The sequence below is a fragment of the Streptomyces collinus Tu 365 genome (assembly GCF_000444875.1).
Taxonomy (GTDB): domain Bacteria; phylum Actinomycetota; class Actinomycetes; order Streptomycetales; family Streptomycetaceae; genus Streptomyces; species Streptomyces collinus_A.
The window spans coordinates 6,220,496-6,234,268 of record NC_021985.1 but is presented as its reverse complement, the minus strand read 5'-3'; the positions used below and the strand labels follow the sequence as shown (position 1 = coordinate 6,234,268).

Genomic DNA, 13,773 nt, shown 5'->3' with positions numbered 1-13,773 from the left:
AGCGTGCCACGCACGGCCCGGCGGCTGCTCCCGGGGTCGTAGACCAGGTGTCTCCGACCGGACGACGACCGCGCGGGGGCGTCGGCCAGAGCCTTGGGCCATGAAGAATCCGCGCCGCGTCGAGCGCCTGTGCCACGTCACCGGAGCGCTCCTCGTGCTCTCCGGACTCGTCCATCTGCTGGTGTTCGCGGTGGACGGCGGGCCCTGGTACGGCCCGGTCTCCTGGCGCAAGCCCGTGACCTTCGGGCTCTCCTTCGGGCTGACGCTGATCGCGCTCACCCGGGTCACGTCGTACCTGCGGACGGCACCGCGGACGCGCGCCGCCCTGCTGCTCGTCCTCGCCGTGGACTGCGTGGTGGAGGTCGGCGGGATCACGCTCCAGGCGTGGCGCCGGGTGCCCTCGCACCTGAACATGGAGACCCCCTTCGACACGGCGGTGTCCATGACGCTCGCGGTGGGCGGCGGGGTCCTGGTGGTGCTGCTCAGCGTGTTCGCCGCCGCCTCCTTCCGGCGCCGGCCGACGGGCCCCGCCGGCATGCCGCTGGCGGTGCGCTCGGGGTTCGCGATCCTGCTGTCGGCGCTGGCCTCGGGGGCGGCGATGATCGCGCGCGGGGTCGTCCTGACGCGGACCGGCCACCAGGAGGCCGCCTATCACTCGACGGCTCCGCTCAAGCCGCTGCACGGGGTGAGCGTGCACGCCGTCCTGGTCCTGCCGCTGCTGGCCCGGGCGCTGTCCCGCACCTCCTGGAGCGAGCGGACGCGGTGGCGGATCGTGGCCGCCGCGACGGGCTGCTACGCGGCGGCCGTCGCGGGTGCGGCGGTGTGGGCGGTCCTCACGTACTGAAGGCGCGCCGCCCCTGCCGCCCCTCCCACGGCGAGACCCTTACGCGGACTCCTCCGTGCGCGGCCGACGTGCCCACAGGCGCCGCAGTCGCCCACCCGCCCCCGTACCGCCGGTCCCCCGCGGCCGGTGTCCCTGCACCCGCGGGTCGTCCGTGACGGCGTACCGCTTCACGTACGCCCCCAGGAAGGCCTGGAGCGTGGCGGTCGCCGGGATGGCGATCAGCGCGCCGACCGCGCCCAGCAGCGCGGTGCCCGCGATCACCGAGCCGAAGGCGACCGCCGGGTGGATGTCGACGGTCTTCGAGGTCAGCTTCGGCTGCAGCATGTAGTTCTCGAACTGCTGGTACACCACGACGAAGATCAGCACCCACACCGCGTACCAGGGGTTCACGGTGAACGCGATCAGCATGGGCAGCGCACCCGCGAGATAGGTGCCGATGGTCGGGATGAACTGTGAGACGAGCCCCACCCAGACGCCGAGCACGGGCGCGTAGGGCACACCCAGGGCCTGGAGCAGGATGTAGTGCGCTATCCCGGAGATGAGGGCCATCAGGCCGCGAGAGTAGAGGTAGCCGCCCGTCTTGTCGACGGCGATCTCCCAGGCGCGCAGCACCTCCGCCTGGCGCGCGGGCGGCAGGACGGAGCAGAGGGCGCGGCGCAGCCGGGGGCCGTCGGCGGCGAAGTAGAAGGAGAACAGCGCGACGGTGAGCAGCTGGAAGAGGCCGCCGAGCACCTGGGCGGACACGTCGAGCACTCCGGCCGCGCTGTTCTGCGCGTACTTGCGCAGCCAGTCGGAGTGGAGCAGGCCCTCCTGGACGTCGACGCGTCTGAGGTCCGTGTGGAAGGTCTGGTTGATCCAGTGGATCACCGAGTCCAGGTAGTCCGGGAAGCCCTCGACCATCTTGATGATCTGGCCGGCCAGCATCGAGCCGAGCAACGTGACGAAGCCGGCGGTGACGATCGTCAGTCCGAGGAAGACGAGGAACGTGGCGAGCCCCCTGCGCATGCCGCGGGAGGCCATCCAGCTCACCGCGGGCTCGATGGCGAGGGCGAGGAAGAACGCGATCAGGATGTTGATCAGCAGTCCGGTGAGCTGGTGGAACGCCCAGCTGCCCAGTTGGAACGCGGCGATGAGCGCGAGTGCGAGCACCATGGCGCGCGGCAGCCAGTGCGGCATGCGGCGGCCCGCCTGCGCGACGGCGTCGTCGGCCGGCCGCCGGGCGGGCGGCGTCGTCACGGTCGGGGATGCTGCGTGCCGGTCGGCCGGCTCGTCGTCGTCAGTGGGTGCCACGGGCCAAGTGTCGCCCACGCCACCGACAGCACGCCCCGGCCCGGGACCCTCGGGGCCGTTCAGCGCCGCTCACCGGGCACGTCCATCACCGAGCAGACCACGCGCCACACCTCTTTGGCCTCCCAGCCGGCGTCGAGCGCCTCGTTCACCGTGCGTCCGCCGAGTTCCGTCATCACGTGATCACGCGCGAAGGTGTCGGCGTACCCCGGACCGAAGTGTTCCGCCATCCGCTGCCAGAAGACCGTCAACCGCATGACTCCAGTATCCCGCCCCTGGGGGTGGGCCCTGCCGGTGACCGCCTGCCGAGACCGCTTTCCGTCCTACGGTCTGTCGCATGGCCGAAACCGGAGCTTCCCCACTCCCCCCTACGCCCCCGGCGCGCTCCCCGCTCTTCCGCGCCGAACAGTTCGTCTGGCTCACCGCGCGCGTGCTGGAGCAGCGGCTCTTCGCGTACCACTTCCTGAACGGCGCCGCCGATCCCGTGGAGGCCGCGCTGAACGCCTACCGCAATGAGGACGGCGGGTACGGCCACGCGCTGGAACCCGATCTGCGCGGCCCCGTGAGCCAGCCCCTGCACACGGCGCACGCGCTGCGCGTCCTGGACGCCACCGGCCGGTGCGGCGGGCAGCGGGTGGAACGCGTGTGCCGCTACCTGACCTCCGTCTCCACGGCGGACGGCGCCCTGCCGGCCATCCATCCCAGCCAGCGCGGCTATCCCGCGGCGCCGTTCGTCCCGGTCCTGGAGGACCCGCCCAGTGACCTGCTCGCCACCGGGCCCGTGGTGGGCGTGCTGCACCGCAACGAGGTGTGGCACGCCTGGCTCTTCCGGGCCACCGACTTCTGCTGGCAGGCCGTGGAGTCCCTGGACAAGTCCCATCCCTACGAGGTGGAGGCCGCCGTGGCCTTCCTGGACTCCGCCCCGGACCGCCCGCGCGCGGAGGCGGCCGCCGACCGGCTCGGCCGCCTGGTGCGCGAGCAGCGGCTGGCGGCCCTGGACCCGGACCGGCTGGACACCTACCCGGTCGCGCCCGGCTACGCCCCCGGCGAGCACCACTTCCCGCACGACTTCGCCAGGACCCCGCGCTCGCTCGCGCGCGCGTGGTTCACGGACGAGGAGATGGCCCGCTCCCTGGACTTCCTCGCCGCCGAGCAGCAGGAGGACGGCGGCTGGCCGATCCGCTGGCGCCGGTGGGCACCGGTCCCGGCGCTCGAGGCACGCCCCATGGTGACGATCGAGGCCCTGCGCACGCTCAGGGCCCACGGCCGCTTCGTGGGCTGATCCGAGAAGCCCGATCCGGTGCGCGGCCGCCGTGGTCCCGCCGGGTTCAGCCGCCGATCGCCCGTACTCCCGCCGTCACCACCACGGCCGCCGCGACGACCAGCAGGAACGGTGCGCGCAGCACCAGCGCCACGGCGGCCGCCGCGAGCCCGGCGGCCCTGGCGTCCAGCACCAGCGTGTGCCCGTGGGCGAACGTCTGCTGCGCGGTGAGCGCGGCGAGGAGGGCGACGGGCAGCAGGGCGGCGAGCCGCCGGACCAGCGGCCGCTCCACCGCCTGCGCCGGGACGAGAAGGCCGGCCAGCTTGACGACATAGCAGCCGAGCGCGGTCACGCCGATCGCGATCCAGGTGTTCAACGTCCCTCCTCCGATCGGGCCGATCCACCCGGTCCGTCCGCGCCATCGGTCGCGTCCGGCTCGTCCGAACGGCCCGCGTCATCGGCTCCACGACCGCGCCGCCGCCCCTCGGCGACCAGCGCGAGCGGAGCCGCCAGCGCCGCCACCAGGACCGGTACGCCGGCCGGCAGCACCGGCAGCAGGCCGAGGCCGAGGAGCACCGCGAGGCCCGCGACCGCGCGTTCGGTGGGTGTCCTGAGCATCGGGGCGAGCAGGGCGAGGAAGACGGCGGGGCCGGCCGCGTCCAGGCCCCAGGCGTCGGTGTCGCCGATGGCCTTCGCGCCCAGCGCGCCGAGCAGGGTGGTGAGGTTCCACAGCAGGTACAGCGTGAGCCCGGTGACGGTGAAGCCGAGCCGCCTGGCCCGCCGGGTCGGCTGGGCCAGGGTCACCGCCGTGGTCTCGTCGATCACCCACTGCGCGGCCAGCGGCCGTACCGCGCGCGGGAGGGCCAGCAACTGCGACAGACGCAGTCCGTAGAACGCGTTGCGCACCCCCAGGAAGAAGGCGCCGGCGGCGGCCGTGAACGGGTTGCCGCCGGCGGCGAGCGCGCCCACCAGGGCGAACTGGGAGGCGCCGGTGAACACCAGCAGGCTGAGCGCACAGCTCTGGAGCAGGCTCAGTCCGCTGCCGGCCGAGGTCACGCCGAAGGCGAACCCGGAGAGCCCGACGGCGACGCCGACGCCCAGGGCGTCCCGTACGACGGCGGAGTCGGGCTTGTGGGCGTCCTCGGCGGACGTGTCCGGGGGTGCTGTCTGTTGTGCCACGCCTCGCACCGTACGCGCGGACGTCAGTCCCGGTCTTGTACGTTCTTGCGCTCGCGTTGGTAGGCGCCCGGAGGCACGCCGACGATCCTGGTGAAGTGCCGGTTGAGGTGCGGCTGGTCGGTGAAGCCGACGGCGACGGCCGCCTCGGCGGGTGCCGTGCCCGCGTCCAGCAGGAGCCGTGCCCGCCGTACCCGGGCGTCGGTCAGCCAGGTGTGCGGCGGCATGCCGTAGGTGTCGCGGAACGCCCGCAGCAGGGCGAACGGGCTGGTCCCCAGGTCGGCGGCGAGGCGTTCCAGGGTCGGCGGCTCGGTGATCCGCCCCTCCAGCACCTCACGCGCGCGTGCGGCGATCCGCTCGCCGGCCGTCCGGGTCCGCCGCTGGGGCAGCGGTCCGCCGTTGAGCCGCAGCAGCCGGGTCACGGCCACCCGCAGCAGGGTGTCGGCGGCCAGCGCGTTGCCCTCGTCGGCGGCGCGGAGCACCTGGTGGACGAGGCGGACGGTGTAGGGGTCGTCGAGGACGGGGCTGACGAAGCCGGGCGCGCCGCGGACGGTGGTGGTCTCGGCCGCGATCTCGGCCACCACCTCGGGCGGCGGGTAGACCGCGCCGTACCGCCAGCCCTCGGGCACTCCGGCCCGGCCGGTGTGGGGGGTGTCCGGGTTGACCAGGGCGAGGGCCCCGGCGCCCGCGGACACGTCGGAGCCGCGGTGGTGGAAGACCTCGACGCCGTCGGCTATGGCCGCGATCACGAAGTTCTCGTGGGTGTGCCGGACGAAGGTCTTCCGGACGTACCTGGCCCGCAGCAGGTCGACGCCCGGCAGCTGCTCGTACCGCCAGTGCCGTGCCCGTTCCGCCGATCCCGCCATGCGTCCATTCTCCGCCACGCCGGCGGGACGACGGCCGGCCGCCGAGCCGGCTGCCCGATCGTTCGCCCAGCTCAGCGCGTTTGTCAGCGCCCGGGTGCAGGATTGAGGGCATGGTCAGCCCCGCACACCGAGCCCTCGACGACTTCTCGCCCGCGACCCGCGGCTGGTTCACGGGGGCGTTCTCCGCGCCCACCGCGGCCCAGGCGGGCGCCTGGCAGGCCATCGGTGCGGGCTCGGACGTGCTGGTGGTGGCTCCCACCGGCTCGGGCAAGACGCTGGCCGCGTTCCTCGCCGCCCTGGACCAGCTCGCCTCGACGCCGCCCCCGGCCGACCCGAAGAAGCGCTGCCGGGTGCTGTACGTGTCACCGCTCAAGGCCCTCGCGGTGGACGTGGAGCGGAACCTGCGCAGCCCGCTGACCGGCATCCGCCAGGAGTCCGTGCGCCTGGGCCTGCCCGAGCCCGAGGTCAAGGTGGGCATCCGCTCCGGCGACACCCCGCCCGCCGAGCGGCGCGCGCTGTCCACGCGCCCGCCGGACATCCTGATCACCACCCCCGAGTCGCTGTTCCTGATGCTGACGTCCGCCACCCGCGACGCGCTGACGGGCATCGAGACGGTGATCCTCGACGAGGTGCACGCGGTCGCGGGCACCAAGCGCGGCGCGCACCTCGCGCTGTCCCTGGAGCGGCTGGACGAGCTGCTGCCGAAGCCGGCCCGCCGGATCGGTCTGTCGGCGACCGTGCGCCCGGTGGACGAGGTGGCCCGGTACCTCTCGCCGCGCCGCAAGGTGGAGATCGTCCAGCCGGAGTCGGGCAAGGAGTTCGACCTCTCCGTGGTCGTCCCGGTCGAGGACATGGGCGAGCTGGGCGGTTCCCCCGCGGCCGACGGGGCCGAGGGCGCCGAGCGGCCGTCGATCTGGCCGCACGTGGAGGAGCGCATCGCGGACCTGGTGCAGTCGCACCGCTCCACGATCGTGTTCGCCAACTCCCGGCGGCTGGCCGAGCGGCTGTGCAACCGGCTCAACGAGATCGCCTACGAGCGGGCGACCGGGGAGCCGCTGGACGAGCACCACTCGCCGGCCGAGCTGATGGGCGGCTCGGGCGCGGCCCAGGGCGCCCCCCAGGTGATCGCCCGCGCGCACCACGGCTCGGTCTCCAAGGAGCAGCGCGCCCTGGTGGAGGAGGACCTCAAGGCGGGCCGGCTGCCCGCCGTGGTCGCCACGTCCAGCCTGGAGCTGGGCATCGACATGGGCGCCGTGGACCTGGTCGTGCAGGTCGAGTCGCCGCCCTCGGTGGCGTCCGGGCTGCAGCGCGTGGGCCGCGCGGGGCACCAGGTGGGCGCCGTCTCCACCGGCGTGGTCTTCCCCAAGTACCGGGGGGACCTGGTCCAGTCGGCGGTGGTGACCGAGCGGATGCGCACGGGCGCCATCGAGTCCCTGCGGATCCCCGCGAATCCGCTGGACGTGCTGGCGCAGCAGCTCGTGGCCATGACGGCGCTGGACACCTGGCAGTTCGACGACCTGCTCGCCGCGGTCCGCCGCGCGGCCCCCTTCGCCTCGCTGCCCGAGTCGGCGTTCACGGCCACCCTCGACATGCTCGCGGGCCGCTACCCGTCCGACGCGTTCGCGGAGCTGCGCCCGCGCGTGGTGTGGGACCGGGTGACCGGCGAGATCACCGGCCGGCCGGGCGCCCAGCGCCTCGCCGTCACCTCCGGCGGCACCATCCCCGACCGCGGCCTCTTCGGGGTCTTCCTCGCCGGTTCCGACCCCAAGAAGGGCGGCGGCCGGGTCGGCGAGCTGGACGAGGAGATGGTGTACGAATCCCGGGTGGGGGACGTCTTCACCCTGGGCACGAGTTCCTGGCGCATCGAGGACATCACCCGGGACCGGGTCCTGGTCTCCCCGGCACCGGGTGTCCCGGGCCGGCTGCCGTTCTGGAAGGGCGACCAGCTCGGCCGTCCGCTGGAACTGGGCCGCGCGGTGGGCGCGTTCCTGCGCGAGGTGGGCTCGCTGTCCAAGGACGACGCCCGGCTGCGCCTGCTCGCCGCCGGCCTGGACGCCTGGGCGGTGGACAACGTGCTGTCGTACCTGGACGAGCAGCGCGAGGCGTGCGGTCATGTCCCGGACGACCGGACGATCGTGGTCGAGCGCTTCCGGGACGAGCTGGGCGACTGGCGGGTGGTCGTCCACTCCCCGTTCGGCGCCCAGGTCCACGCCCCCTGGGCGCTGGCGCTCGCCGCCCGGCTGTCCGAGCGGTACGGCATGGACGCGCAGGTGATGCACGCCGACGACGGCATCGTGCTGCGCCTGCCCGACGCCGATCTGATGGGCCTGGACCTGCTCGACCAGGAGCCCGCGCGGTCCGGCGCCGAGTACGACGGCGAGCAGGCCCCGGTGGGCGCCGCGGACATCGCCTTCGACAAGGGCGAGGTCGACCAGGTGGTCACCGAACAGGTGGGCGGGTCCGCCCTGTTCGCCTCCCGGTTCCGTGAGTGCGCCGCCCGCGCGCTGCTGCTGCCGCGCCGCAATCCCGGCAAGCGCACGCCGCTGTGGCAGCAGCGCCAGCGGGCGGCGCAGCTGCTGCAGGTGGCCAGTGAGTTCGGCTCGTTCCCGATCGTCCTGGAGGCGGTGCGCGAGTGCCTCCAGGACGTCTTCGACGTCCCCGGGCTCGTGGAGCTGATGGGCGACATCGAGTCCCGCAAGGTCCGCCTGGTCGAGGTGACCACGCCCGAGCCGTCCCCGTTCGCCCGCTCGCTGCTGTTCGGGTACGTGGCCCAGTTCCTGTACGAGGGCGACTCGCCGCTCGCCGAGCGCCGTGCCGCCGCGCTGTCGCTGGACTCCCGGCTGCTGGCCGAGCTGCTGGGCCAGGCGGAGCTGCGCGAGCTGCTGGACGCGGAGGTGCTGGCCGAGCTGGAGCGCGAGCTGCAGTGGCTGACCGAGGACCGCCGGGTCAAGGACGTGGAGGGGGTGGCGGACGTGCTCCGGCTGCTCGGGCCGCTGACCGACGCGGAGCTGGTCGAGCGGGGCGCCGACCCGCAGTGGGCGCGGGAGCTGGCCGCGGCCCGCCGGGCCATCCGGGTCCGTATCGCCGGCGCCGACCACTGGGCGGCGGTCGAGGACGCGGGCCGGCTGCGCGACGCGCTCGGCACGGCGCTGCCGGTCGGCGTCCCCGAGGCGTTCACCGAGCCGGTGAAGGACCCGCTGGGCGACCTCCTAGCCCGGCACGCGCGGACGCACGGCCCGTTCACGTCGGCCACCGCGGCCGCCCGCTTCGGCCTGGGCGTGGCGGTCACCGAGGGCGCTCTGCAGCGGCTGGCCGCGAGCGGCCGGGTCGTGCAGGGCGAGTTCCATCCGGCGGGCATCGGCCAGGAATGGTGCGACGCGACCGTGCTGCGCCGGCTGCGCCGCCGCTCCCTGGCCGCGCTGCGGCACGAGCTGGAGCCGGTGCCGCCGGCCGCGCTCGCGCAGTTCCTGCCGCAGTGGCAGCACATCGGCAAGGGGCACGGTCTGCGCGGAGTCGACGGACTGGTGCGCGCCGTCGAGCAGTTGCAGGGTGCCTCGGTGCCCGCCTCGGCGCTGGAGAAGCTGGTCCTGCCGTCCCGGGTGGCGAACTACACCCCCTCCATGCTGGACGAACTCACGGCCGCGGGCGAGGTGGTGTGGGCCGGGGCGGGCGCGCTGCCCGGCAAGGACGGCTGGGTCTCGCTGTACCTGGCGGACGCCGCTCCCCTGCTCCTGCCGCCGCCCCACCCCCTGGAGCTGACGCCGCTGCACCAGGCGGTCCTGGACACGCTGTCGGGTGGTTACGGCCTGTTCTTCCGTCAGATCGCCGACCAGGTGAGGGCCACCACCCATCCCGAGGCCACCGACCCTCAGCTCGCCGACGCCCTGTGGGACCTGGCGTGGTCGGGGCGGCTGACCAACGACACCCTGGCCCCGATGCGCTCCCTGCTGGGTTCGGGCCGCACGGCGGGTTCGACGGCCCACCGGGCCAAGCGCTCGGTCCCGCGCGGGCGTTACGGCTCCCTGACGTCCGCCGCCCGGGCCGCCTCCCGCACCGGACCGCCCACCGTGGCCGGCCGCTGGTCGCTGCTGCCCGCCGCCGAACCGGACGCCACGGTGCGCGCCCACGCGCTGGCCCGCACCCTGCTCGACCGGCACGGGGTGGTCACCCGGGGCGCCGTCGGCGCGGAGGGTGTCGAGGGCGGCTTCTCCGCGGTGTACCGCGTGCTGTCCGTCTTCGAGGACAGCGGGCAGGCGAGACGCGGCTACGTGGTCGAGGGGCTGGGCGCCGCCCAGTTCGCGATGGACGGCGCGGTCGACCGCCTCCGTGCGGTGTCCAACGCCCGTGAGCGGGGCGAGCAGCCGCCCGCCCCCGCGTATCCGAACGGCTTCGGCGGCGACGGCACCCCGGCGCCCTTCCCGGACGGCGGCCACACGGCACCGGACGTCTTCGAGCAGGCCGACGGCGGCCTGGCCCACCCGGGGTTCGACAGCGACTTCAGCTGGCCCCCCGAGGATCACCCCGCGCGCCCGGGCGACTTCGGCCGCGCCCAGAAGCGGCACCCGGGCGACTACGTGTCGCCGCGCGACCTGGAGCCGGCCGCCGACCCCTTCGCCTCCCCCGGCTACGGCGGCCCGCGGGGCGGTGGCGCGGGCCCGGGCGCGCCCTACGGCTCGGCCGCGGGCCGCGGCTTCGGTGCCCGCGGTGGGCGCTCGTCGTCTCCCGATCCCCGGGCCGTGGTCCTCGCCGCGGCCGACCCGGCCAACGCCTACGGCGCCGCCCTCGGCTGGCCCGAGCCGCCGACCGGGGCCGGGCACAAGCCGGGCCGCAAGGCCGGCTCGCTGGTGGTGCTCGTCGAGGGCGAGCTCACGCTGTACATGGAGCGGGGCGGCAAGACCCTGCTGGCCTGGCCCTCCACCCCGGACACCGCCGCCACCGACGATCCGCGTCTGCGGATCGCGGCGGAGGCCCTGGCCGCGTCCGCCCGCGCCGGTTCTCTCGGCACGGTCACCGTGGAGCGGGTCAACGGCGCCCAGTCCCTGACCTCCCCGATGGGTACCCTGCTGGAGGCGGCGGGCTTCGTCGCGACCCCGCGCGGTCTGCGCCTGCGGGCATGACCACGCCGGTCCAGCGGCGGACCGTCGCGCCTCACCCGGTCGTGGCACCCTTGACGCATGCCCGAAGGTGACACGGTCTGGCAGGCCGCGCGGCGGCTGCAGGAGGCCCTCGCGGGCCGGGTGCTGAACCGCAGCGACTTCCGGTGGCCGACGTACGCGACGGTCGACCTCACCGGCCGCACGGTCCTGAACACGATCGCGCGCGGCAAGCACCTGCTCACCCGCTTCGAGGGCGACCTGACCCTCCACACGCACCTGCGCATGGAGGGCGCCTGGAAGGTGTACGCCCCGGACGAGCGCTGGCGCGGGGGCCCGGGGCACCAGATCCGGGTGATCCTCGGCGCCGACGACCGCACGGCGGTGGGCTACCGCCTCCCGGTGCTGGAGTTCCTGCGCACCGGCGAGGAGGAGCGCGTGGTCGGCCATCTGGGCCCGGACCTGCTCGGCCCGGACTGGGACCCCGAGCGTGCCCTCGGCAACCTGCTCGCCGATCCGGGCCGCGCCCTGGGGGAGGCCCTGCTCGACCAGCGCAATCTCGCCGGGATCGGCAACGTGTACAAGAGCGAGCTGTGCTTCCTGCTCGGCGTGACCCCCTATCTGCCGATCGGGGCCCTGCCCGAGGACCGTGCCACCGCGCTGACCGCGCTCTCCAAGAAGCTGCTGGAGGCGAACCGCGAGCGCCCGGTCCGCAGGACCACGGGCCTGCCCCGGCAGGACCTGTTCGTCTACGGCCGGGCGGGCCGCCCCTGTCTGCGCTGCGGGACGCGGATCCGGGTGGCCGACCAGGGCGACGGCTCCCAGGAGCGTCCCACCTACTGGTGCCCGAACTGCCAGGCCGGCCCCGCTCCGGCACCCGGGCAGGCGCAGAAGTTCCGCGAGCGCTATCCCCGCCGCCCGTCCGCGTCCGGCTAGCCGACGGCCACCGAACGCCCGACGCCCCGATCGCAGGCTCCACTGCGTCGATCCCCGACCGCCGGCCCCTGATCGCCGGGTCACCGCCCGCCGCCCCATCGCCGCCCCACCGATCGGGGACCACTGATTGACGGACCGTCAGAAACGCTCGTACGGTCGTCGTATGCCCCTCCAGGCGTACGACCTCACCGGACGCACCGCGTTCGTCACCGGAGCCGCCGGCGGTATCGGCCGGGCCAGCGCCGTCCTGCTCGCCGAGGCGGGCGCCGCGGTGCACTGCGCCGACCGGGACGCCGAGGGCCTGCACGGCACGGCCGAGCTGATCGGCAAGGGCGGCGGCACGGCCCGTACCCACGTCCTGGACGTCACCGACCGGACCGCGCTCGCCTCGGCGGTCCGCGCCGCCGGGCGCCTGGACGTCATGGCGGCGATCGCCGGGATCATGCACAGCAGCTCCGTCCTGGACACCCGTGACGAGGACCTGGACCGGGTGCTGGACGTCAACTTCAAGGGCGTGCTGTACGCCTGCCAGGAGGCGGCCCGCTCGATGCTCGCCCACGACATGCCCGGCAGCATCGTCACCATGGCCTCCGGCGCCGTCGACACCGGCGGACCCGGGCTGCTGTGCTACGGCGCGGCCAAGGCGGCCGTGGTGCAGCTGACGAAGACGCTGGCCACCGAGGTGGGCCCACACGGCATCCGGGTCAACGCGGTCGCCCCGGGCTGGGTCCGCACGCCCATGACCGCCCGCCACGACCGGCAGGTCCAGGCCCACACCGAGGGCCTGATGGCGCGGATGTCCCCGCTGGGCCGGGTCGGCGAGCCCGACGACGTCGCGCACACCGTGCTGTACCTGGCGTCGGACGCGTCGGCGTTCATGACGGGTCAGATCCTGCGCCCGAACGGGGGCGTGGCGATGCCCTGGTAGCGTCCGCCGTCCGCCAGGCGGTCGCCCAGCGCCCCCTCTCGACGGCACCGGCCGCCTGCCTCTTGGGCACACAGTGCACGGGCAGCACGCTCAGCCCCCAGCCGCCGACCACCACGGCTCCCTCGATCACACCGGAGCCGGCGCCCAGGGCTATGCGCAGCACCGCCCACCACCACAGGACTCCGAGCCCGAGTGCGACCCCCCAGCGCGCCACCCGCCTCACCATGGCCGTCACCTCCAGCCGGACGCTAGAACGCCACGAGACCCGTGCGGGAGGCGCACCGAGGGCTCACGGGTGCAGGACCCGCCTCTCAGGCGTTCTCCGCCTGGAACATCCAGTGGTGCTTCTCGAGGTCGGCGGTGATCCCGATGAAGATGTCCTGGGACACCGGGTCCGCGTCACCGGTCCCGTTCACCCGTGCCCGCATCCGGACGATCACCGCACCGAGGGCGTCCACCAGGGCTCGTACCGCGTCCGTGTCCTTGATCCAGCCGGCCGGGGTGGTGCCGATGCCGCTGCCGGAGGCCACGGTGGGCGCACGCCCGTCGGGCGGGACGCCGAGCGCGGAGGCACGCTCGGCCACCGTGTCGGAGTGGGTGCGCGCGGAGTCGACGACCTCGTCGAGCTGGAGGTGGATGGAGCGGAAGCGGGGTCCGACGACGTTCCAGTGGACCTGCTTGGCGACCAGGGCGAGGTCGACCAGGTCGACCAGGGCGCCCTGCAGCGCCTCGGCCACGGTCTTCAGGTCGTCGTCGGGCAGCGGGCTCTTCACGACGTACATCCGTTTCCTCCGGGGCTCGGGGCAGGCACGTCCCTCCACCATGACGGCCGCGCCGAATACCGGCAAATGGACGAAAAAGAGACACGGATCACGGTGAACACCACGCGAAAGCCCCGGCCGGGACCTCCCAGGTCTCCCTGGGAAGCCCGGCCGGGGCTTCGCATGTATCGGGGGGTCGTCAGGCCGCGCGGGCCGACGTCACGCCGCGACGACGTCCACTGCCTCGGCGGGCGCCTTGATGGTCACCCGTTCCGGTGGCACACCGGTCACCGACACGGAACCCAGCATCGGACGGACCGGCGCGGGCACGGACTCGGTGGCCGCGGCGGACTGGGCCAGTTCGGCGAGCGCCAGCTCGTCGCTCACCTCTCGCATCAGTTCCGACATCCGTACGTCCAGCGCGTCGCAGATGGCGGAGAGCAGCTCGGAGGAAGCCTCCTTCTGCCCCCGCTCCACCTCGGAGAGATAGCCGAGTGAGACTCGGGCGGACGAGGAGACTTCGCGCAGAGTACGGCCCTGGCGTTGGCGCTGCCGACGCAGCACGTCACCAAGCAGGCGACGGAGCAGAATCATCGGTGGCTCCCTCCTCGGACCGCGTAG

The 13,773-nt window shown here is 74.3% G+C and carries 12 protein-coding genes; 5 read left to right on the top strand and 7 right to left on the bottom strand.

Features of this window, described 5'->3' with window-relative positions:
- Window positions 1-100: 100 nt before the first annotated feature.
- On the top strand, window positions 101-844 hold the full coding sequence (locus B446_RS27110; RefSeq protein WP_020942617.1) for a hypothetical protein: 744 nt from the start codon (window positions 101-103) through the stop codon (window positions 842-844).
- Between the two features lie 39 nt (window positions 845-883).
- On the opposite strand, the gene B446_RS27105 is transcribed toward B446_RS27110, so the two are convergent.
- Both B446_RS27105 and B446_RS27100 read right to left on the bottom strand, forming a co-directional pair.
- Window positions 884-2,134 (bottom strand): AI-2E family transporter, encoded by a 1,251-nt coding sequence (locus tag B446_RS27105; protein WP_078614816.1) that lies wholly within the window; start codon window positions 2,132-2,134, stop codon window positions 884-886.
- Between the two features lie 59 nt (window positions 2,135-2,193).
- Window positions 2,194-2,388, bottom strand: a complete 195-nt coding sequence (locus tag B446_RS27100) for a DUF3046 domain-containing protein (RefSeq protein ID WP_020942615.1) — start codon at window positions 2,386-2,388, stop codon at window positions 2,194-2,196.
- Between the two features lie 80 nt (window positions 2,389-2,468).
- Here B446_RS27100 and B446_RS27095 point away from each other — a divergent pair, with 80 nt between their 5' ends.
- Window positions 2,469-3,413, top strand: coding sequence for a hypothetical protein (locus B446_RS27095; protein ID WP_043476515.1), 945 nt, complete (start codon window positions 2,469-2,471; stop codon window positions 3,411-3,413).
- 46 nt (window positions 3,414-3,459) lie between these two features.
- On the opposite strand, the gene B446_RS27090 is transcribed toward B446_RS27095, so the two are convergent.
- The 3 genes from B446_RS27090 to B446_RS27080 are packed head-to-tail and all read right to left on the bottom strand — an operon-like array spanning window position 3,460 to window position 5,434.
- Complete coding sequence (locus B446_RS27090; protein ID WP_020942613.1) at window positions 3,460-3,768, bottom strand: AzlD domain-containing protein; 309 nt, start codon at window positions 3,766-3,768, stop codon at window positions 3,460-3,462.
- Window positions 3,765-4,571 carry an AzlC family ABC transporter permease gene (locus tag B446_RS27085; RefSeq protein ID WP_020942612.1) on the bottom strand — a complete coding sequence of 269 codons (807 nt, stop codon included), beginning with the start codon at window positions 4,569-4,571 and terminating at the stop codon, window positions 3,765-3,767. The genes B446_RS27090 and B446_RS27085 overlap by 4 nt, the downstream gene beginning before the upstream one ends.
- 23 nt (window positions 4,572-4,594) lie before the next feature.
- Complete coding sequence (locus tag B446_RS27080) at window positions 4,595-5,434, bottom strand: AraC family transcriptional regulator (RefSeq protein ID WP_020942611.1); 840 nt, start codon at window positions 5,432-5,434, stop codon at window positions 4,595-4,597.
- Between the two features lie 110 nt (window positions 5,435-5,544).
- Between B446_RS27080 and B446_RS27075 the strand changes: the two genes are divergently transcribed.
- The 3 genes from B446_RS27075 (at window position 5,545) to B446_RS27065 (ending at window position 12,391) form a co-directional block, all read left to right on the top strand.
- On the top strand, window positions 5,545-10,551 hold the full coding sequence (locus B446_RS27075; RefSeq protein WP_020942610.1) for an ATP-dependent helicase: 5,007 nt from the start codon (window positions 5,545-5,547) through the stop codon (window positions 10,549-10,551).
- A 57-nt stretch (window positions 10,552-10,608) separates the two neighbouring features.
- On the top strand, window positions 10,609-11,463 hold the full coding sequence (locus B446_RS27070) for an Fpg/Nei family DNA glycosylase (RefSeq protein WP_020942609.1): 855 nt from the start codon (window positions 10,609-10,611) through the stop codon (window positions 11,461-11,463).
- A 163-nt stretch (window positions 11,464-11,626) separates the two neighbouring features.
- Window positions 11,627-12,391, top strand: coding sequence for an SDR family NAD(P)-dependent oxidoreductase (locus tag B446_RS27065; RefSeq protein ID WP_020942608.1), 765 nt, complete (start codon window positions 11,627-11,629; stop codon window positions 12,389-12,391).
- Between the two features lie 311 nt (window positions 12,392-12,702).
- Here the strand turns inward: B446_RS27065 and B446_RS27060 are convergent, their stop codons facing one another.
- Both B446_RS27060 and B446_RS27055 read right to left on the bottom strand, forming a co-directional pair.
- Complete coding sequence (locus tag B446_RS27060; protein ID WP_020942606.1) at window positions 12,703-13,173, bottom strand: Dps family protein; 471 nt, start codon at window positions 13,171-13,173, stop codon at window positions 12,703-12,705.
- Between the two features lie 198 nt (window positions 13,174-13,371).
- Window positions 13,372-13,746 (bottom strand): helix-turn-helix domain-containing protein, encoded by a 375-nt coding sequence (locus B446_RS27055; protein ID WP_016432287.1) that lies wholly within the window; start codon window positions 13,744-13,746, stop codon window positions 13,372-13,374.
- Window positions 13,747-13,773: the final 27 nt, after the last annotated feature.

Bases quoted from the DNA above. Each gene is read 5' to 3' on its own strand.
- B446_RS27100 (WP_020942615.1), bottom strand. From the start codon at position 2,388: ATGCGGTTGACGGTCTTCTGGCAGCGGATGGCGGAACACTTCGGTCCG.
- B446_RS27065 (WP_020942608.1), top strand. From the start codon at position 11,627: ATGCCCCTCCAGGCGTACGACCTCACCGGACGCACCGCGTTCGTCACC.
- B446_RS27075 (WP_020942610.1), top strand. From the start codon at position 5,545: ATGGTCAGCCCCGCACACCGAGCCCTCGACGACTTCTCGCCCGCGACC.
- B446_RS27070 (WP_020942609.1), top strand. From the start codon at position 10,609: ATGCCCGAAGGTGACACGGTCTGGCAGGCCGCGCGGCGGCTGCAGGAG.
- B446_RS27060 (WP_020942606.1), bottom strand. From the start codon at position 13,173: ATGTACGTCGTGAAGAGCCCGCTGCCCGACGACGACCTGAAGACCGTG.
- B446_RS27080 (WP_020942611.1), bottom strand. From the start codon at position 5,434: ATGGCGGGATCGGCGGAACGGGCACGGCACTGGCGGTACGAGCAGCTG.
- B446_RS27055 (WP_016432287.1), bottom strand. From the start codon at position 13,746: ATGATTCTGCTCCGTCGCCTGCTTGGTGACGTGCTGCGTCGGCAGCGC.
- B446_RS27095 (WP_043476515.1), top strand. From the start codon at position 2,469: ATGGCCGAAACCGGAGCTTCCCCACTCCCCCCTACGCCCCCGGCGCGC.
- B446_RS27110 (WP_020942617.1), top strand. From the start codon at position 101: ATGAAGAATCCGCGCCGCGTCGAGCGCCTGTGCCACGTCACCGGAGCG.